Source organism: Micromonospora sp. NPDC051141 (assembly GCF_044455765.1).
Taxonomy (GTDB): Bacteria; Actinomycetota; Actinomycetes; order Mycobacteriales; family Micromonosporaceae; genus Micromonospora.
Window position 1 is genome coordinate 244,170 of sequence record NZ_JBITFD010000011.1, and the last position, 18,869, is coordinate 263,038.

At 74.1% G+C, this 18,869-nt stretch carries 21 protein-coding genes; 5 read left to right on the forward strand and 16 right to left on the reverse strand.

What is annotated here, in order from left to right; all coding sequences use genetic code 11:
- Positions 1–130: 130 nt before the first annotated feature.
- From ACIA6B_RS21975 to pepN, 6 genes are all read right to left on the reverse strand, one after another.
- Positions 131–919: an SDR family NAD(P)-dependent oxidoreductase gene (locus ACIA6B_RS21975; RefSeq protein WP_396775815.1), complete on the reverse strand. Its 789-nt coding sequence runs from the start codon at positions 917–919 to the stop codon at positions 131–133.
- 61 nt (positions 920–980) lie between these two features.
- Entirely contained in the window at positions 981–1,832 is an 852-nt protein-coding gene (locus ACIA6B_RS21980) for a DegV family protein (RefSeq protein WP_396775816.1), read from the reverse strand.
- A gap of 48 nt (positions 1,833–1,880) precedes the next feature.
- Positions 1,881–2,510 (reverse strand): histidine phosphatase family protein, encoded by a 630-nt coding sequence (locus ACIA6B_RS21985; RefSeq protein ID WP_396775818.1) that lies wholly within the window; start codon positions 2,508–2,510, stop codon positions 1,881–1,883.
- A complete protein-coding gene (gene rsfS / locus ACIA6B_RS21990) occupies positions 2,507–2,878 on the reverse strand; it encodes a ribosome silencing factor (protein ID WP_107155880.1) in 372 nt (123 codons plus the stop codon). Before rsfS ends, ACIA6B_RS21985 begins: the two co-directional genes overlap by 4 nt.
- A 146-nt stretch (positions 2,879–3,024) precedes the next feature.
- Positions 3,025–3,621, reverse strand: coding sequence for a nicotinate-nucleotide adenylyltransferase (gene nadD / locus ACIA6B_RS21995; RefSeq protein WP_107155686.1), 597 nt, complete (start codon positions 3,619–3,621; stop codon positions 3,025–3,027).
- 105 nt (positions 3,622–3,726) lie between these two features.
- Positions 3,727–6,243, reverse strand: coding sequence for an aminopeptidase N (gene pepN, locus ACIA6B_RS22000; protein WP_396775820.1), 2,517 nt, complete (start codon positions 6,241–6,243; stop codon positions 3,727–3,729).
- A gap of 66 nt (positions 6,244–6,309) precedes the next feature.
- Here pepN and ACIA6B_RS22005 point away from each other — a divergent pair, with 66 nt between their 5' ends.
- Positions 6,310–6,528: a DUF397 domain-containing protein gene (locus ACIA6B_RS22005; RefSeq protein ID WP_013287999.1), complete on the forward strand. Its 219-nt coding sequence runs from the start codon at positions 6,310–6,312 to the stop codon at positions 6,526–6,528.
- A 10-nt stretch (positions 6,529–6,538) separates the two neighbouring features.
- On the opposite strand, the gene ACIA6B_RS22010 is transcribed toward ACIA6B_RS22005, so the two are convergent.
- Positions 6,539–6,928: a hypothetical protein gene (locus ACIA6B_RS22010; RefSeq protein ID WP_396775822.1), complete on the reverse strand. Its 390-nt coding sequence runs from the start codon at positions 6,926–6,928 to the stop codon at positions 6,539–6,541.
- Positions 6,929–7,199: 271 nt separating this feature from the next.
- On the opposite strand from ACIA6B_RS22010, the gene ACIA6B_RS22015 reads away from it, so the two are divergent.
- Positions 7,200–8,447 carry a cytochrome P450 gene (locus ACIA6B_RS22015; RefSeq protein ID WP_396775824.1) on the forward strand — a complete coding sequence of 416 codons (1,248 nt, stop codon included), beginning with the start codon at positions 7,200–7,202 and terminating at the stop codon, positions 8,445–8,447.
- A gap of 49 nt (positions 8,448–8,496) precedes the next feature.
- Here the strand turns inward: ACIA6B_RS22015 and ACIA6B_RS22020 are convergent, their stop codons facing one another.
- From ACIA6B_RS22020 to ACIA6B_RS22040, 5 genes are read right to left on the reverse strand one after another with little or no spacing between them, the layout of a single operon-like run.
- Complete coding sequence (locus ACIA6B_RS22020) at positions 8,497–8,955, reverse strand: hypothetical protein (RefSeq protein ID WP_396775826.1); 459 nt, start codon at positions 8,953–8,955, stop codon at positions 8,497–8,499.
- Position 8,956: 1 nt separating this feature from the next.
- Entirely contained in the window at positions 8,957–11,404 is a 2,448-nt protein-coding gene (locus ACIA6B_RS22025) for a molybdopterin oxidoreductase family protein (RefSeq protein ID WP_396775827.1), read from the reverse strand.
- A gap of 3 nt (positions 11,405–11,407) precedes the next feature.
- Entirely contained in the window at positions 11,408–11,935 is a 528-nt protein-coding gene (locus ACIA6B_RS22030) for an HPP family protein (RefSeq protein ID WP_396775829.1), read from the reverse strand.
- A 48-nt stretch (positions 11,936–11,983) separates the two neighbouring features.
- Positions 11,984–13,162 (reverse strand): zinc-dependent alcohol dehydrogenase, encoded by a 1,179-nt coding sequence (locus ACIA6B_RS22035; RefSeq protein WP_396775831.1) that lies wholly within the window; start codon positions 13,160–13,162, stop codon positions 11,984–11,986.
- On the reverse strand, positions 13,159–13,797 hold the full coding sequence (locus tag ACIA6B_RS22040) for a cyclase (RefSeq protein WP_396775833.1): 639 nt from the start codon (positions 13,795–13,797) through the stop codon (positions 13,159–13,161). The genes ACIA6B_RS22035 and ACIA6B_RS22040 overlap by 4 nt, the downstream gene beginning before the upstream one ends.
- A gap of 128 nt (positions 13,798–13,925) precedes the next feature.
- Between ACIA6B_RS22040 and ACIA6B_RS22045 the strand changes: the two genes are divergently transcribed.
- Entirely contained in the window at positions 13,926–15,008 is a 1,083-nt protein-coding gene (locus ACIA6B_RS22045) for a glycosyltransferase (RefSeq protein WP_396775835.1), read from the forward strand.
- Positions 15,009–15,050: 42 nt separating this feature from the next.
- Here the strand turns inward: ACIA6B_RS22045 and ACIA6B_RS22050 are convergent, their stop codons facing one another.
- The 3 genes from ACIA6B_RS22050 to ACIA6B_RS22060 are packed head-to-tail and all read right to left on the reverse strand — an operon-like array spanning position 15,051 to position 16,952.
- Entirely contained in the window at positions 15,051–15,689 is a 639-nt protein-coding gene (locus tag ACIA6B_RS22050; RefSeq protein WP_396775837.1) for a DUF3618 domain-containing protein, read from the reverse strand.
- A complete protein-coding gene (locus ACIA6B_RS22055; protein ID WP_107155680.1) occupies positions 15,686–16,138 on the reverse strand; it encodes a phage holin family protein in 453 nt (150 codons plus the stop codon). The genes ACIA6B_RS22050 and ACIA6B_RS22055 overlap by 4 nt, the downstream gene beginning before the upstream one ends.
- 31 nt (positions 16,139–16,169) lie before the next feature.
- Positions 16,170–16,952, reverse strand: coding sequence for a hypothetical protein (locus tag ACIA6B_RS22060; protein WP_396775839.1), 783 nt, complete (start codon positions 16,950–16,952; stop codon positions 16,170–16,172).
- Between the two features lie 196 nt (positions 16,953–17,148).
- On the opposite strand from ACIA6B_RS22060, the gene ACIA6B_RS22065 reads away from it, so the two are divergent.
- On the forward strand, positions 17,149–17,625 hold the full coding sequence (locus ACIA6B_RS22065) for a DUF4383 domain-containing protein (protein ID WP_396775840.1): 477 nt from the start codon (positions 17,149–17,151) through the stop codon (positions 17,623–17,625).
- A 97-nt stretch (positions 17,626–17,722) separates the two neighbouring features.
- Entirely contained in the window at positions 17,723–18,382 is a 660-nt protein-coding gene (locus ACIA6B_RS22070; protein ID WP_396775842.1) for a DUF6766 family protein, read from the forward strand.
- 28 nt (positions 18,383–18,410) lie between these two features.
- On the opposite strand, the gene ACIA6B_RS22075 is transcribed toward ACIA6B_RS22070, so the two are convergent.
- Positions 18,411–18,860 carry a GNAT family N-acetyltransferase gene (locus ACIA6B_RS22075; protein WP_396775843.1) on the reverse strand — a complete coding sequence of 150 codons (450 nt, stop codon included), beginning with the start codon at positions 18,858–18,860 and terminating at the stop codon, positions 18,411–18,413.
- Between the last annotated feature and the right edge of the window lie 9 nt (positions 18,861–18,869).

An 18,869-nucleotide genomic window follows, 5' to 3' on the forward strand; every position in this document is an offset into this window, starting at 1 on the left:
GACCGTTGACCGCGGGCTCCGCCCCAACGGGGCGGACGGCCGGGGCCCTGGCGCAAGCTACGCACGTGATGCTGAGAACGGTTCAGGAGATGACTCACTTACGCCATCAAGTGTGCAGGGACATCCCCCGCTACGCCTCCTCGTCGCGGGCCTCCGGGTCCAGCCCGAGCGCGGCCCGACCGCCGTCGACCGGCAGCGTCACACCGTTGACGAACGAGGCCGCCGCCGACAGCAGGAACGCGACCACGTCGGCCACCTCCCCGGTACGCCCCATCCGGCCCACCGGGTGCAGTCGGGCCAGCTCCGACTCGACGTGCTCCACCCCGGCCCGGTCCAGCCCGGCCAGGTAGGCGGCGTGCCGTTCGGTGTGGATCGAGCCGAGCGCGACCGCGTTGGTGCGGATGCCGTGCCGGCCGTAGTCGACCGCGAGCGCCCGGGTCAGCCCCTCCACGGCGGCCTTCGCGGTGGCGTACGGCAGGGCGCCCGGCACCGCCCGGCGGGCCTGGTGGGAGGAGACGTTGACGATCGCGCCGCCGCTCCCGGCGGCCAGGAACCGGCGTACCGCCGTGCCGGCCCCCACCACGGCGGGGCGCAGATTGGCCGCGATCAGGTCGAACACCTCGGTCGCGGGCACCCGGTGCAGGTCGCCGTCGCGGAAGACCGCGGCGTTGTTCACCCAGCCGGCCAGCGGCGCGGACGCCTCGGCGCGGTCGGCGGCCCGGCCGGCGACCGCCTCGTCGGCGGCGTCCCCGGTGACCGCGTGCAGCCGGTCGGCGGCCGGGTGCCCGGTCAGCCAGTCGAGCGCGCTGTCGTCCCGTTCGACCACGACCACCGCCCCACCGTCGGCGGCCAACCGTTCGACGACGGCCCGACCGACCCCCCGCCCGCCTCCGGTGACGACGTACGACCGCGCGTTCATCCGGCCAACGTAGCGTGCGGGCGACCGCGGCGTGCCCGGTGACCGTCCGCCACCGGAACCGTCACGGGCGGCGGTGGACGACCACGCAGGCCAGCCCGGGACCGGCGTGCGCGGCGACCACCGCACCGGCCTCGGTGACGTACGTGTCGTGCAGCCGGTCCCCCAGCCGCTCGGTCAGCGCCGCCAGCAACGCCTCGGCGCGCTGCGGGGCGGCGAGGTGGTGCACGCCGAGGTCGACGTCGTGGTCGCCGGCCGCCTCGACGGCCAGGCCGACCAGGCGCGCCACGCCCCGGCTGGCGGTGCGGACCTTGTCCCGCACCACGATCGCGCCGTCCGGCATGTGCATGATCGGCTTGACCGAGAGCGCGGTGCCGAGCAGCGCCTCGGCCGCGTTGATCCGGCCGCCCCGACGCATGAACTCCAGCGTGTCGACGTAGAAGAAAATGGTGGTCCGGTCGATCGCGTCCAGCGCCGCCGCGCGTACCCCGGTCAGGTCGGCGCCCCCGGCGGCGGCCGAGGCCGCGGCGAGCGCCGGGAAGCCGAGCCCCATGCCGGTGGAGCGGCTGTCCACCACCGCGACCCGGTCGTCGCCGACCTCGGCGGCGGCGAGCCGGGCGGCGTCGACGGTGCCGGACAGCTCGGCGGAGAGGTGCACGGAGACCACGCCGTCCGCGCCGTCGGCGAGCAACGCGCGGTAGACCTGCGCGAACTGTTCCGGCGCGGGCCGGGAGGTGCTCACCGAGACGCGCCGGGCACCCAGCGCGCGGGTGGCGTCCGCCGGGAAGGTCTCGATGCCCTCCAGCCCTTCGGCGCCGTTGAGCACGACGGTCAGCGGGACGACGGTGAGCCGGTGCGCGCGGACCAGATCGGGGGGCAGGTAGGCGGTGGAGTCGGTGACGACCGCTACGGGCATGACCGGCACGCTAGCCGATGTCGCGGCGCCGCGCCGGGGCCGACCGGCTCAGACCGCGTCGGTGAGCGCCGGCTGGGTGATCAGCCCGACATTGTGCGCGCGCAGGTGCCAGCCGCGGGCGTCGTCGTGGCGCAGCTCGGTCCAGTGGCAGTTGCCCAGCGACCCGACGCTGCGCAGCACCGCGTGATCCCAGCCGAGCAGGTGGCCCACGCCCTGTCGGGCTCCGCCGCCGTGGGTGGCGACCACCACGGTTCCGCCGGCGGCCAGGTCGGCCGCGTCGCGGAACGCGGCGCCGAGCCGCGTGCCCAGATCGTGCAGGCTCTCGATGCCGGCGCCGGGGTCGGGGTCGCCGGCCCGCCAGCGGGCGAACTCGTCGGGGAACCGCTCGGCGGCCTCGGTCAGGGCCAGGCCCTGCCACTCGCCGAAGTGCCGCTCGCGCAGCCGCGGGTCGGAACGGACCGGCAGCCCGGTCACCGCGGCCAGCGCGGCGGCGGTGTCGGCCGCGCGGCGCAGGTCGCTGGCGACGATGGCGTCCGGACGCAGCGCGGCCAGCACCGGCGCGGCGGCACGGGCCTGTTCCCGGCCGAGGTCGTTGAGCGGCACGTCGGTCTGGCCCTGGACGCGGCTCTGCGCGTTCCAGTCGGTGTTGCCGTGCCGCCAGATGATCAGGCGGGTCATTCGGCGGTGGCGGTGCCGGCGGCCGAGTCGGCGAGGTCGCGGTCCACGAACGGGATCTGCGGGCAGTCCTTCCAGAGCCGGTCGAGCGCGTAGAACTCGCGCTCCTCGGTGTGCTGGACGTGCACCACGATGTCGACGTAGTCGAGCAGCACCCAGCGACCGCCCCGCTCACCCTCGCGACGGACCGGCTTGGCCTTCTCCGGCAGCTCCAGCAGGCGCTCCTCGATGGCGTCGACGATGGCGAGGACCTGACGCTCGTTCGGAGCGGAGGCCACCAGGAACGCGTCGGTGATCGCGAGCTGGTCGCCCACGTCGATGATGACGATGTCCTGTGCCTTCTTGTCGGCCGCGGCCTGGGCAGCGGCCATCGCCAGCTCGTAGGCGCGTTCCGGAATGGTGGTCACCGTTCTCCTTCGATCAACCGTGCGACTCTCCAAGCCTCTCACACCGGGCGGCGTGACGACCTGTCAGTTCTGGCCGGTTATCGGCATGAACAGGGCGATAACGGGCGAGATCATCGCTGGTAGAGGCGCCGTTTGGCGATGTACTGCACCACACCGTCCGGTACCAGGTACCAGACCGGCTCGCCCCGGCCGACCCGGGCCCGACAGTCGGTCGAGGAGATGGCCATGGCGGGCACCTGCACCAGGCTGACCGAGTCGGCCGGCAGGTGCTTGTCGGTCAACTCGAAGCCGGGGCGGGTCACCCCGATGAAGTGGGCCAACTCCAGGACGTCGTCCAGATCCTTCCAGGAGAGGATCCGCTCCAGCGCGTCCGCGCCGGTGATGAAGAAGAGCTGCGCCTTCGGGCCGTACTCGGCGTGCAGGTCGCGCAGCGTGTCGACGGTGTAGGTGGGGCCGCCGCGGTCGATGTCGACGCGGCTCACCTGGAAGCGGGGGTTGGAGGCGGTCGCGATCACGGTCATCAGGTAACGGTCCTCGGCCGGGCTGACCGGTTCGTCCGCCTTTTGCCATGGTTGCCCGGTCGGCACGAAGACCACCTCGTCCAGCCCGAACCGGTCGGCCACCTCGCTCGCCGCCACCAGGTGACCGTGGTGGATCGGGTCGAACGTGCCACCCATGATGCCGATCCGCCGGATGTCTTCCTCCACCCCGCGATCCTAGGCCGCGCCCCGGTGTCGGTCGGCCGGGGTCGGTCGGCCGGGGTCGCCGGCTCGCGCCGGGCGGGCGGTCGGCCGCCCGGCGCGAGGCGTCGGTCAGGCGCCCACGGCGGCCACCGCCGTCCGGGCCACCAGCGCGCGGCGCAGGTCGTCGTCCAGGTCGACGACCCGCCGGCGCAGCCCCGGCGTCAGGTCGTCGCGGGCCAGCAACGCCGCGGCCAGTTCCCGGGTGGACTGCGTCACGGCGTAGCGCGGGAACGCCACGGCCGCCACCCGGTCGGCCACCCACGCGGTACGCAGACGCGCGGTCGCCGGCATCTCGGCGAAGTAACGCTCGACGTACCCGGCGGTCAGCTCGGCCTGCTCCGGCTGCCAGAACCCCTCGGCGGTGGCCTCCACCAACCGGTTCGACAGCTCGGTGTTGTCGACGATGATCTCCCAGGCCGCCCGCTTGGCGTCGGCGTCCGGCAGGGCCGCCCGGCAGTCGGCCGCCCGCTCGGCGCCGGTCGCGCTGCGGTCGGCGGCCGACTCGGCGGCGATCTCCGCCTCGCCGGCGCCACCCAGCACCACCAGCCGGTGCAGCAGCGCCCAGCGCAGGTCGGCGTCGACCGCCAGCCCCTCCGGCACGTCCGCGCCGGCCAGCCAACCGCGGAGCAGGTCGGCATCAGTGGTGGCGCCGATCAGGCCCCGCACGGCGGCGAGCTGGAGCGAACCGCCGGCGGGTGCGCCGACCAGCAGCGCCCGGCACGCCTCGGCGATCCGCAGCAGCGCCGCGTCCCGGGCCAGCGGCTCCAGGTAGCGGTCGACGAGGTTGCGGCTGAGCGCGAGCACGTCCTCCGCGATGATCACCTCGGTCTCGGCCGGCAGCGCGGCGGTGATCAGGGCGACCAGCTCGGCGACCGGCCGCTCGCCGTCGGTGGCGGCGTCCAGCGCCTCCCCCCAGAGCAGCGCCCGGGCCAGCGGGTCGTCGAGGCCGGGGAGCAGCATCGGCACCGCGTCGGCGGAGGCCGCGTCGAGCCGGATCTTGGCGAACGTGAGGTCGCCCGCGTTGGGCAGCAGCAGGCCGGTGGCGGGCTGACCGGTCAGCTCGGGCAGCGGCGTCCGGCCGCCGTCGGCGTCCGGGTCGAGGTCGACCTCGAACCGGCGCGTCGGGCCCTCGGCGGTGTGGTGGGCCACGCCGATGCGGTGCGGTCGCAGCACCGGATGGGTCGTCGGCGCGGTCTGCGTCACCGCCACCTCGGTCCACCGGCCGTCGGCGTCCACCGCGGTCTCCATCCGCAGCGTGTTGACCTGCGCCCGGCGCAGCCACCGCTCGGCCCAGCCGCCGAGGTCCCGGCCGGCGGCCGAGGCGAGGCTGTCGAGCAGGTCGGCGAGGGTGGCGTTGCCGAACCGGTGTGCGGCGAAGTGCGCGTTCAGACCGGCGAGGAACACGTCGTCACCGAGCCAGGCGACGAGCTGGCGCAGCACCCCGGCGCCCTTGGCGTACGAGATGCCGTCGAAGTTGAGCAGGCCCGCCGCCGCGTCGGCTACCTCCTCGGGCGCCACCGGGTGGGTGGAGGGGCGCTGGTCGGCGGCGTATCCCCACGCCTTGCGGCGCAGCGCGAAGGTGGTCCAGGCCTGGTCGAAGCGGGTGGCCTCGGCGGTGACCCGGGTGCCGAGGTACTCCGCGAACGACTCGTTCAGCCACAGGTCGTCCCACCAGCGCATGGTGACCAGGTCGCCGAACCACATGTGCGCCATCTCGTGGGCGATCACGGTGGCGCGGTACTCCCGCTGGCTGTCGGTGACCGCGGAGCGGAAGACGTAGTCGTCGCGCAGCGTCACCAGGCCCGGGTTCTCCATCGCGCCGGCGTTGAACTCGGGCACGAACGCCTGGTCGTACTTGCCGAACGGGTAGCGCTCGGCGAAGAGCTGGTGGAAGCGGTCGAGGCACCGCCGGGTGACGGTGAGGATCTCGTCCGCGTCGGCGTCGAGGTGCGCCGCGAGCGAACGCCGGCAGTAGAACCCGAGCGGAATGCCGTCGTGCTCGGCGCGCAGCACGTGCCAGGGCCCGGCGACCAGCGAGACGAGGTAGGTGGCCAGCGGTGCGGTCGGGGCGAACTCCCACCGGCCCGGCGCCGGCCGGTCGGCGAGCTGCCCGTTCGCGGCCACCGTCCACTCCGGTGGCGCGGTGACCGCCAGCGTGACCGGGGCCTTCAGGTCGGGCTGGTCGAAGGCGGCGAAGATGCGCGGCCCGTCGTCCAGGAAGGACATCGCGTACAGGTACGTCTCGCCGTCGGCCGGGTCGACGAAGCGGTGCAACCCCTCGCCGGTGTTGGAGTAGGCCATCTCGGCCTCGACGGTGATCTCGTTGGTGTCCACCAGCCCGGTGAGCGGCAGTCGCCCGTCGACCAGCAGGGCCGGATCGAGGTCCCGGTCGTTGAGGCGGACCCGCAGGAGTCGGCGGGGCTTGACGTCGACGAACGTCTCGGCGCCGGGGGTGGCCCGGAACCGGATGGTGGTGGTGGAGCGGAACCGCTCGACGTCGCCGGTCACGTCGAGGTCCACCTGATAGGACTCGACGGTGATCGACGCGCCACGCGCGGTCGCCTCTGCACGGGTCAGGCTCGGCATCCGCTTATCCTGCCCGATGAGGTCCGCACGGGCCTTCCCGTGACGCGTGGCGATGGAGGGAAAACGATGGGTCAACACCCCAAGGGCGATTTCGACCTTTCTCGGGCGGTTTGGCAGCGAGCGGAGGGCGACACGTCCGAGGGCGCCGTCGAGGTGGCTTTCGTCGACGACCTGATCGGGATGCGCAACTCGGCCGAGCCGGACGGCCCGGTCCTGGTCTTCACCCAGGCCGAGTGGGACGCGTTCGTGGCGGGCGCCCAGGACGGGGAGTTCGACCTGGACTGAGCCGGCCGGATCAGTCACCGTCGCCCCAGCCGAGGCCGCCCGGCCCGGGCGCATGGTGGAAGCCGGGATGGCCGGTCACGTCGGCGCACCGCTCGCCGTCGGGACCGGCCGCCCCGCAGAACAGCCGCTCGGCGCGGTGCCAGGCGTCGGCCGGGGACAGCGCCGCCGCGCCGAGCGCCAGCTCCGGGCGGAGCAGGTCGAGCGCTTCCGCGTACGCGACGGCCAGCTCCCGCGCGACGGCGGGGTCGGCGGCCACGAAGCCGAGGTGCACGGTGAAGAACCCCGGCGGGCGGGCCCCGGCCCGCCGGGGCCCGCCGGTCAGCGACTCCGCCCGGTCGCCGCCCCGCAGCCCGGCCGTCCCGTCGCGGTGATACCGCCGCGCCGCCCGGTTGTCGCGCATCCGTGCCTCCCCCGTCGCCGGTGACCGCCCGCCGGACGCCGGGCCCGGCGGGGGCCGGACCGGCCACCGCCGGTCCGGGTACGAGCCAACCAGCTTTTCCGCGCCCCGGGAGGGGCCAGCGCCTGGGTGGGTGGTCCGCCCTCCCCCGGGCGGGCGGATCTGCGGAAACGGAGGATTCGGCCGCCCCGGCCCGGGTAGGTAGCGCAGACCACGCAGGGTCCAGGAAGCGCAGATCGCGCAGGGTCGCCGAGCCGGGTCAGGAGCAACCGAGATGAGCACCATGCCGAGCGACCGCAGCCCGGACAGCACGCTGGCCTACTTCCGGGAGGGCTACCGCTTCGTCGGCGCCCGCTGCGACCGGCTGGGCTCCGACGTCGTGCAGATCCGGCTGATGCTGGAGCCGACCATCTGCCTACGCGGCCGGGAGGCCGCCGAGCTGTTCTACGACGAGGAGCGGTTCGTCAGGCGGGGCGCCACGCCGATGCGCGGCCAGCGCACGCTGACCGGGGTGGGTGGCGTCCAGGGCCTCGACGGGGCGGCGCACCGTGCCCGCAAGGCGATGTTCATGTCGATGATGACGCCGGCCGCGGTCCGGCGGCTCGGGCAGCTCTTCGACGACGAGTGGCGGGCCCGGATCCCGGTCTGGGCGGAACACGGGCCGGTGGTGCTCTACGACGAGATGGGTCGGCTGCTGACCCGCGCGGTCTGGGCCTGGGCCGGGGTGCCGCTGGCCGAGGCCGACGTGCGCCGTCGCACCGCCGAGATGCACGCCATGATCGAGGGACCGGCGGTGCTGGGCCCGAAGCACTGGCGCGGCCTGATCGGCCGCCGTCGGGCCGAACGCTGGGCCGGCGCGCTGGTCGAGCGGGTCCGCGCGGGCGCGCTGCCCGCGCCCGAGGGCAGCGCGCTGCGGATCGTCGCCGAACACCGGGACGAACGCGGCCAGCCGCTGCCCCGCCGGATCGCCGCGGTGGAGCTGCTCAACGTGCTGCGCCCCACGGTCGCGGTGGACCGGTACGTGGTCTTCGCCGCGCTGGCGCTGCACGACCACCCGCACTGGCGCGACCGGGTACGCGGCGACGACGACGCGACCGAGCAGTTCGTGCAGGAGGTCCGCCGCTACTACCCGTTCTTCCCGCTGGCCGCCGCGCGGGTGCGCCGCTCGTTCGAGTGGCGGGGGTACGCGTTCCCGCAGGGCCGCCGGGTGGTGCTCGACCTGTACGGCACCAACCACCACCCGGAGCTGTGGCCGGAGCCGGAGCGGTTCCGGCCGGAGCGGTTCGCCGGTTGGCGGGACGACCCGTTCGGCCTGGTCCCGCAGGGCGGCGGCGACCACTTCTCGGGTCACCGCTGCGCCGGCGAGTGGATCACGATCGACCTGATGAAGCGGGCGGTGGCCAACCTGACCGGCGCGATGAGCTACCGCGTCCCGCCGCAGGACCTGGCGCTCGACCTCACCCGGATGCCGACGCTGCCGCCCAGCCGGCTGGTCATCGACGGCGTACGGCCGGCCGGCTGAGTGTCGACGGGACCTCGGCCGGCCGGGTCGACGGCGTACGGCCGGCCGGTCAGGACGCCACCACCAGCGCCTGCGGCGCGGCCTGCTTCATCCGGGTACGCAGCCACTTGAGCTGGGTCGCGGTCTCCCGTTCGCACGAGTGCACCACGGCCAGCAGCTCCGCGTCCCGCGCGCCGTACGCGGCCTGCCCCACCACGGTCCAGCAGATGTCGCACTCGGCGGCCATCAGGTAGAGGTCCTGGAGGTCGCGCAGCAACCCCAGCGGCCCGGTGCGGGTGCCGGAGAACAGCTCGGAGTGCAGCCGGTCCGGTTCGGCGGGGGCGTCCTCGGCGTACCGGCGGGTGAACGGCGCCAGCGCCGCCGCGTGCGCGCGGGACCGGGCGGCCAGCCGCTCGCAGGTGTGGAAGACGTCCGGCTCGTCCCGGTGCGCGGCGCCCACCTCGGCGAACGCGTCGCCGAGGCGGTCCTGCGCCCGGTGCAGGAGCCCCAGGTAGTGCGCCAACTGCATCTCACTGCACCTCCGACGACGCCTCGGCGGCCGGCCCGCCCACGGTGGCCGGGATGCCGGAGCCCGCCGGCGGGGCGGACCCGCCGACCGTGGGTGCGGGCGAGGGCCGGCCGTCCGAGCCGGCCTCCCGGACCACCCGGACGGCGGCCACCTTGAAGATCGGTTGTTTGGACACCGGGTCCCAGGCGGTGATCGTCAGCTCGTTCGCCGCCCGGTCGTGCCGTCCCGCACCCGGGGCGGGGCCGTCGTCGGTGTCCCAGTAGCCGTAGTGGAACGGCAGGAAGACCAGGCCGGGGCGGACCCCGCAGAGCCGGGCCCGGGCCCGCACCAGGCCGCGCGGCGACTCGACCCGGACCAGGTCACCCTCGCCGACGCCGAGCCGAGACGCGTCGGCCGGGTTCAGCTCCAGCCAGGACTCCGGCGCGGCGTGGTCGAGCTGGGTGGACCGGCCGGTCTTGGTGCGGGTGTGGAACTGGTAGACGGTACGGCCGGTGGTCAGCAGCAGCGGATAGTCGTCGCCGGGCACCTCCGGCGACGGCTGGTACGGCGTGGCGTGTAGGAACGCCCGGCCGCCCGGCTCCTTCGCGCGGTACTCCTCCGCCAGCAGCTCCGCGCCGGTCGCCAGGTCGTGGCCGTACGTCTCGCAGTAGTCCGGGTCGGTGTGGAAGACGCCGTCGGTGTAGAGCCGTTCGGTGCCGTCCGGGTGCGCCTCGTCGCACGGCCACTGGATGCCCCCGGCACGCAGGCGGTCGTAGGTGATGCCGGTGTAGTCGCAGGGCCGGCCCCGGCTGCACTCCTGCCACGCCCGGAACACCTCCTCCGGCCCGGTCCAGGGGATCAACGGGTTCCCGTCGCGGTCGCGGAAGTCCATCCGGCGCGCGTAGTCGAGGAAGATGTCCAGGTCGGGGCGGGCCTCGCCGGGTGGCTCGACCGCCTTGTCGGAGATGTGCACGGTGCGGTCGACACTGGTGAACGTGCCGGTCTTCTCGCCCCAGGTGGCGGCCGGCAGCACCACGTCGGCCAGCTCCGCGGTCTCGGTCAGGAAGAGGTCCTGCACCACCACGAACAGCTCCGGCCGGGCCAGGATGCGGCGGATCCGGGCCAGGTCGGGCAGGGACACGGCCGGGTTGGTGGCCGAGATCCAGAGCAGCTTGACCGAGCCCTGCTCGGCGTACCGGAAGATCTGCATCGCGTGGGTGGGCGGCGACCAGTGCGGGATGGTGTCGATGTCGACGTTCCAGAGCCGGGCCAGCTCGGCGACGTGCGCGGGATTCTCCCAGTTGCGCAGCCCGGGCAGGTCGCCGTCGGCGCCGCACTCCCGGTTGTTCTGGGCGGTGGGCTGCCCGTTCATCTGGTAGAGGCCGGCGCCGGGGCGGCCGAGCATGCCGCCGATCAGGTGCAGGTTGTTGACCTGGCAGGCCGCGGCGGTGGCCTGGTTGGACTGGTAGAAGCCCTGGAGCACGGTGGACAGCAGCCGCTGCGACCCGCCGAGCAGCTCGGCGGCCCGCTCGATGTCCCGGGCCGGCAGGTCGCAGATCTCCGCGACCTTCGCGACCGGGTAGTCGTCCACCACCCGGCACAGCTCCTCGAAGCCGACGGTGTGCGCCGCGACGTACGCCTCGTCGTGCCAGCCGCGGTGGATCAGCTCCCGGAGCAGGCCGTTGAGCAACGCCATGTTGGTGCCGTTGCGCAGCGCCAGGTGCACGTCGGCCTCCCGGGCCACCGGGGTGGCCCGCGGGTCGACCGCGAGCATGGCCGGCGGGTTCGGCCCGCGCCGCCGGTCCAGCATCCGCATCCAGAGCACGGTCTGGGTCTCCGCGACGTTGTGCCCCCAGAGCGCGATCGCGTCGCAGTGGTCCACGTCGGTGTACGAGCCGGGCTGCCCGTCGGTGCCGAAGGACGCCTTCAGCGCCGCCGCGGCGGTGGCCGTGCAGAGCCGGGTGTTGCCGTCCATGTGCGGCGTGCCCAGCCCGGCCTTGCCGATCACGCCGAGCGTGTAGTACTCCTCCAGGAAGAGCTGGCCGCTGGTGTAGAAGCCGAAGTGCCCCCACCCGCCGGGGCCCTCCCGCAGCTCCTGGGAGCGGGCCACGATCCGCCCCATCGCGGTGTCCCAGTCCGTCTCCACCAGCCGGTCGCCGTCACGCACCAGCGGGCGGCGCAGCCGGTCCGGGCTGTGGTTGGCCTGCCAGCCGTACAGGTCCTTCGGGTCGACCCGGCCGTGGTTGACCCGGTCCCCGGCCCGGCCGCGCACGCCGACGATCCGGTCGTCGACCACCGCGATGTCCATCGCGTCGCCGTTGGAGTGCAGGATCGAGGCGGTCGGCACCCAGCGCTGCACGTCCGCCGCGGTGTGCCCGTCGGCGAGGAACGTGTCCACCCGCACCGGCCAGCGCTCCCCCGGCCCGTACGGCGTGCGCGGCCCCCACGGGTCGGCGATCCGGTCCACCATCGCTCATCCCTTCTTCGGCGCCGACCAGAGCGGCATCGGCCGTCCGGTGGCCCGGTTGAACAGCAGGTCCAGCGCGGTCACCAGCAGCACCGAGGCGAACGCGACGACGAGCTGGGCCGGGGTGTGCAGTAACCCGAGGCTCACGATCAGTGTGGTCGCGCCGGCCGGCGGGTGCGGGGCGTTCAGCAGCACCAGCGCCGCCGCGGTGACCGCGAGCGAGCCGGCGGCGGCGGCGATTCGGGCTCCGGACACCCCCTCCTGCACCGCCGACGGCTGGTCGGCGAGGCCGGTGACCAGCAGGAAGGCGTACCCGGCGAGCAACGCCACCAGATGCCCGACCACCGTGTTGCGGGGCGAGGACTCCGGCCGGTCGGGCCGCTCGACGTGCAGCATGATCGCCGGCCCGAGGCTGGGGAACAGCCAGGGCTGCCGGGTCAGCATCGCGATCGCGCCGGCCACGACCAGCGCCACCGCGCTGCCGGCGAAGGCGCGGGCGGCGGGCCGCAGCGGCGGTTCGGTATCGGCGGTCATCTCTTGGACCTACCCCGATCCACCGCCCCGAACCCGACGCCGGCCCGGTCAGACCGCCTGCGGGTGCAGCACGGTACGCAGGCAGCCGTCCTCCTTCTTCTCGAAGATCTCGTAGCCCCGGGCGCCCTGCTCCAGCGACATCGGGTGGGTGGCCAGGTAGCCGGGGTCGATCTCGCCGGCCGCGACGCGGTCCAGCAGCATCGGGATGTAGCGCTGGGCGTGCATCTGCCCCATCCGCAGCACGAGCGCCTTGTTCATGGCGGCGCCGAGCGGGAACTTGTCCACCAGGCCGCCGTACACGCCGACGATGCTGACCGTGCCGCCCTTGCGGCACGCCATGATCGCCTGCCGGACCGAGGTCGGCCGGTCGCTCTGCAACCGGACGCTCTGCTTCGCCCTGTCGTACGCGTAGGTCGGCCCGACGTCGTGCGACTCCATGCCGACCGCCTCGATGCAGGCGTCCGGGCCGCGCCCGGCGGTCAGTTCGCGCAGCGCCTCCAGCACGTCGGTCTCCGCGTAGTTGATCGTCTCCACGCCGAGCCGCTCGGCCGCGGTGGCGAGCCGGTCCGGCAGCCGGTCGATGACCACGACCCGCTCGGCGCCGAGGAGCTGCGCGGAGCGGGCGGCCATCTGCCCGACGCCACCGGCGCCCCAGACCGCCACCACCTCGCCGCCCTTCAGGGCGCAGAAGTCGGCCGCCATCCACCCGGTCGGCATCGCGTCGGAGGCGAACACCACCGAGTCGTCCGGCACGCCGTCCGGCACGGTGAACGCGCCGACGTCGCCGAACGGCACCCGGATGTACTCGGCGTGGCTGCCGGAGTAGCCGCCGGCCGCGTGCGAGTAGCCGAGGATGCCGGCCGGCGAGTGGCCCCACAGCTTCTCGGTGAAGACCGGCTGCGGGTTGGAGTTGTCGCAGAGCGAGAACTGCTCGGTGCGGCAGTACCAGCAGGAGCCGCAGGCCACCACCGAGCCGACCACCACCCGGTCGCCGACCGAGATCCGCCGGACGTCCGGGCCGGTCTCCACCACCTCGCCCATGAACTCGTGGCCGAGCACGTCCCCCTCGCGCATCGCCGGCAGATAGCCGTTGATCAGGTGCAGGTCGGAACCGCAGACGCTGCTCGCGCGTACCTTGACGATGATGTCGCCGGCCGACCTGATGGTCGGCTCCGGCACGTCGCGCACGGCGAGCTTGCCGACGCCCTCCCAGCACAACGCCCTCACGGCCGTCCTCCCACGATCAGCTTCTCGCGTACCTTGTCGGTGGCCCGTTCCTGGCGCGGGCTGCGGCCGGACGGGTCGTGCCGGGTGTCCAGCACCTGCCCGGTCTCGATCAGCGACTTGATCCGGCGCAGCGCGGTCCGCAGCGCCAGGTCCGGGTCGTCGCCGCCGGCCAGGCCGACCGCCCGGCGCAGCGGGCCGGAACGCCAGCGCAGCTCGGCGCGGATCTCGGTGCCCCGGCCCTGCGGCGCGGCGACCAGCTCGACGCGGCCCCGCTGGGCCACCGGCCCGTCGGTGGTGCGCCAGCTCAGCCGGCCCGGACCGTCGACGGTGATCTCGGCCCGCCATCCGGTGCCGCCGCCGGCCGGGTCGGCGGCCACGCAGCGCCACCGGTTGTCGTCGAGCTGTTCCAGCGTGGCCCACTCGGCCAGGCCCCGGTCGAGCCGCTCCCGGTCGGTCCAGAAGCCGATCACCGCGTCGACCGGCCGGTCCACGGTGATCCCGCGGTGCACCACGTACCAGCCGTCCTCCCGGTCGGGTTGGTGCCGGCGCCGGCGCCGGGCCACCGTGCGGGTGATCCCGAGCGCGGTCACCGCGGCGGCGCCGGCCAGCGCCCACCTCGTTCCGTTGCTGCTCATCACGTCTCCTCCAGCCGGACGGCTCGGCCCGTCCGTATTCGGCTGCGCTACCCGGGTCACGGCGGCCGAAACGGTTTCAGGGGCCGCATTCCGGGCAAGTCGCGGGACCCGAGCCGACCGGAGGCGACGTGACCCGAGCGACCGTTCCACCGCTGCCGCACCCCGGCCGGTCCGTCGCGGCGCCCGCGCCGGACCGGCTTCCGATGGCGTACGTCCTGCCGCTGCGCGCCGCCGACGACCACGGTCTCGACGAGCTGACCGGCTACCTGCGCGAGCTGCGCCGCTGGGTGGACGTGGTGGTGGTGGACGGCTCGCCGCCGGAGCTGTTCGCCCGGCACGCGGACGCCTGGCGGGGACTGGTCCGGCACGTCCCGCCGGATCCCGCGCTGCGCGGGCGCAACGGCAAGGTGCTCGGGGTGCTCACCGGCGTCGCGCTGGCGCGGCACGAGCACGTGGTGATCGCCGACGACGACGTCCGGTACGACCTGTCGGGGTTGCGCGCGGTGCACGAGCTGCTCGACCGGGTGGACCTGGTCCGGCCGCAGAACCACTTCGCCCCGCTGCCCTGGCACGCCTGGTGGGACACCGGACGGACGCTGCTCGCCCGGGTGTTCGGCGGGGACTGGCCGGGCACGCTGGCGCTGCGCCGGAGCACCTTCCTGGCGATGGGCGGCTACGACCCGGACGTGCTCTTCGAGAACCTGGAGCTGGTCCGGACCGTCCGCGCGTACGGCGGCAGCACGGCCACCCCGGCCTGGCTGTACGTGCGGCGACTGCCGCCCACCACCGGGCACTTCCTCGGGCAGCGGGTGCGCCAGGCGTACGACGAGACGGCCCGGCCGGCGTGGCTGCTGGCCGCGCTGGCGGTGCTACCGGCGACGGCGGTCGCGCTCGTCGCCCGCCGTCCGGGGCTGCTGGTGCGGGCCGGACTGGTCACGGTCGCGGTGGCGGAGCTGGGCCGGCGACGGGCCGGCGGGGCCCGGGTCTTCCCGGCGCACACCACGCTCGCGGCGCCCGCCTGGGTGCTGGAGCGCGGCGTGTGCGCCTGGCTGGCGGTGGGCCGGCGACTGCGCGGCGGGGTGCCGTACGCGGGCAGCCGCCTGCGGACGGCGGCCCACAGCACCCGTGCCCTGCGGCGGCTGGCCACCCGCCACCGCCCCGACGAGCTGACCCGCTGGGTCGAGACATGCGACGGCGGGGGCCCGTGCTGACGCCGGAGCGTTAGCAGCGGGCCCCCGCCTGACAGATCGCGGTCAGGAGCGCGCCTGGTGGGCGCTCTCCCGCACGTCCTGGGCGGCGCTGCGGCCGTCGTCCTTGACCGCGTGCACGGCGTCCTGCGCGGTGGAGCGCACCGACTCGGCGGCGTGCTGGGCCGGCTCGCGCAGCTCGTCCTTCAGCTCGTTCGCGACCTCGCCCAGCTTCTCCTTCACCACGCCGCTGTGCTCGGTCGCCTTCTCCTTGACCTGCGCGGCGAGTTCCTGCTCGCGGCGGGTGGCCGGGATCAGCGAGGAGACCAGCATGCCGACGCCGAACGCGATCACGCCGGCGGCGATCGGGTTGCCCTGGGACTTCTGCCGCACGACCTGCGGCGCCCGGTGCGCGGCGTCGCCCACGGTGGCGGCGGCGGAGTGCGCCTTGTCACTCACCGTGGACGCGGCCGAGGAGGCGTGGTCGCCCACCGAGTGCGCGGCGTGGCCGGTGCTGTGGCCGAGGTCGGAAGCGGTTCCCATCACCTTGTCCTTCACGTTGGTCAGCGCGCTGCGGACGCGCTGCTTGCGGTCGTCGACGATGCGGCTCGGGCTGACCTTGTACGCCAGGGCGTCCACGTCCGAGCTGAGGTTGTTGCGGGTGGCTTCGATCTCCCGGCGGATCTGGTCGGGATCGGTGCTCATCGGGTGACTCCCTCCGGGTGCGGCTTGAGTGCGTCCGGGATGCGCTGGACGCTGTCGTTGGTCTGCTTCAGGCCACGGATCTGCTCGGCGTTCTTCTTGGCCTTCGAGTAGAGGACCGCCGCGATCGCGGCCCACACCACCGCCACGATGAGCGCGGCCAGGCCGGAGTCCATGACGTTGTCGAGGAACTGCCACACCGCGACGGAGACGAAGAGCGCCACCATGTAGCCGCCGAAGCCGGCGCCGCCGTAGAGGCCGGCGGCCTTGCCCGCCTTCTTGCCCTCCTGGCGGATCTCGGCCTTGGCCAGCTCGACCTCCTGGCGCATCAGCGTGGAGAGGTCGCCGGTGACCTGGCTCATCAACTGCCCGATCGAGCTGCCGCGTACCTCGTCGGCGTGGTGCGGCGCGCCCGCGGCCTGGTAGCCGGGGTCCTGCGTCGGCACGGTCATGCCGTGGTCTCCCTTCTGCCGGTCCGGCCGCTCACGGGCGCGGAGCGCCGGTCGACGGCACGCCCGGCAGCGGGTCGGTCTGGCTCGGCGGCGGCAGCGGCTGGCCGGTGCCGCCGGCCGGGTCGGCCCAGGTGTTCGGGGCGCCGCCGGCCGGGTAGGTCGCGCCCGGCGCGGAGTAGCCCGGGTCCGGCTCGGCGTAGGTGCCCGGCGTCGGGTCGAGGTAGCCACCGGCCGGCTGGGTCGGCACCGCCGGCGTGGTCGGGATGACCGCGGTCCGGTCCGGGTCGTAGGCCGGGCGGACGCCGCTGTCGTCGTTGCCCACGGCGGCGATGTTCCGGGTCAGCCGGCCGGCGACCACGCCCAGCAGGGCGGCGCCGACCAGGAACGTGCCGGGGTTACGGCGGGCGTAGCTCTTCACCTCGTTGAGCAGGTCGCCCGGCTCGCGCTGCTCCAGCCAGCCGGCCACGCCGTGCACCCGCTCGGCCGCCTGGTGGGCCAGCTCGGTGACCGGCCCGGAGCCGCCACCCTGCTGCGCCATCGACCGCATCTCGTCGGCCAGCGACCGCAGGCCGCTGGCGGCCCGCTGCTGCTGCTGGCCGGCCTGCGCGGTGACCTGGTTGCGGGTCTCGCCGTAGAGGTCGCGGGCCTGCCGCTTGGCCTCGCCCACCACCTCCCGGCCCTGCTCCTTGGCGGTCTGCGCGACCGCGCCGCCCGCGCTTGCCGCGTCGGAGCCGACCTGGCGGGCCTGATCGCGTACGCCGCCGCCGTTCGTCGACTCGTACGTGGCGGTCGTGGAGGAAAAGTCCTGAGTCATGGTGTCCCTTCCGCTCGTGCGTTCCCAGCGGTTGTGTTCGGGGGGGTTCACGCGAATGCTTTCCGCGTGACAACTGCCCTACCCTCGGCCGTCGGGTCCATGCCTGATTCGTCATTTCTCTGCGGAAGCGGCCCGTCCCGATCACAGAATGGGGAGGCCGGCCCGCCCCGGGTGGGCTCCACGGGGGGTGACAGCGATGGCACGTGAGGTGCGCGGACGCCCGTCCGCCCGGCCCACGGTGCAGAAGGTCGCGCTCGCGGTCGCGGCCGTCTTCGTCCTGATCGGCGTGCTCGGCTTCGTCCCCGGTGTCACCACCCACTACGGCGAGCTGGCGTTCGCCGGGCACCACTCGGGGGCGAAGCTGCTCGGGGTGTTCCAGGTGTCGGTGCTGCACAACCTGGTGCACCTGCTCTTCGGGCTGGTCGGGCTGCTGGCCGCGCGGCGGCTGGCCGGCGCCCGGGTGTTCCTGGCCGGCGGCGGCGCGCTCTACCTGGTCCTCTGGCTGTACGGCTTCGCCATCGACCGGGAGAGCACGGCGAACTTCGTGCCGGTCAACGACGCCGACAACTGGCTGCACCTGTTCCTCGGCTTCGGCATGCTCGCCGCGGGCCTGCTGCTGAACAACGAGGTGGGCGCCGGCGGCCGACCGGACATCCCGATCGACCGGCCCTGACCAGCCACGACACGCCGGGCGGCGTTTGCCCCGGGGTGCCCGGGGGCAGGAGCCCTCGGTACGCACAGTGAACGGGGCGGGACGAGGAGGTCCGGCTATGTCACGGTTTTTGCGGGGCAACGCGCTCTCGGTCGCCATGCTCGGCGCGTTTCTGGTCTTCCTGCTGCTGCAGAGCGTGTTCGGCTGGCAGGTGCACAACGAGGAGCTCAGCCAGTACGGCGCCGCGCCGCTGAGCTGGTGGGCCTACCTGGGGACCGGGCACTTCGCCGAGGCGGTGTTCGAGAACTGGGAGTCCGAGTTCCTCCAGATGGGCGGCTATGTGCTGCTCACCGCGTACCTGGTGCAGAAGGGTTCGGCCGAGTCCAAGCCCGAGGGGGAGACGGACCGCCCCGACGACAACCGCGACCACGCCGGCCCGGACGCGCCCTGGCCGGTACGGGCCGGCGGGCTGCCGCTGGTGGTCTACCGCAACAGCCTCTCCATCGCGCTGCTGATGATCTTCGCCGGGTCGTTCCTGGGGCACCTCTTCGGCGGCGTCGCCGCCTACAACCAGGAGCAGGCGCTGGAGAGCGGCGCCGCCCCGATCAGCGCCTGGCAGTTCCTCGGCACCAGCGACTTCTGGTTCCAGTCCATGCAGAACTGGCAGAGCGAGTTCCTCGCCGTGGGCGTGCTGATCCTGCTCAGCATCGTGCTGCGCCAGCACGCCAGCCCCGAGTCCAAGCCGGTGACCGCCCCGCACGCGCAGACGAGCGCCTGAGCGGGGTGTGGTGAGAAGGGGCCCCTCCCTACGCTGCCACCGGGAGCTGTTTGGCGAAGCAGACGCTGTACGGATTGTCGACGTACTCGCCGTACACCGGGATCGGCTGGTAGCCGCTGGACCGGTAGAGCCCGATGGCGGCCGGCAGGTAGGTGCCGGTCTCCAGGCACACCGTCCGGTGCCCCTGCCGGAAGGCCAGTTCCTCAAGCGCGAGCAGCAACTGCCGGGCGATGCCGCGCCCCCGGTACGCCGGCCGGACGTACATCCGCTTCAGCTCGCCGGTGTCGGCGTCGAGCGCCTGGAGGCCGCCGCAGCCGACCGCCCGGCCGCCGACCACGGCCGCCAGGTAACGAATGTCGGAGTGGGTGACGGTGACCTGCCCGTCCAGCCCACCGTCGGCGTCCCGCAGCTCACGCTGCTGGGCCACGACGAGCGCGGCGACCTCCGGATCGGTGGCGGGCCGGCATTCGATCAGCATCCCGTCACG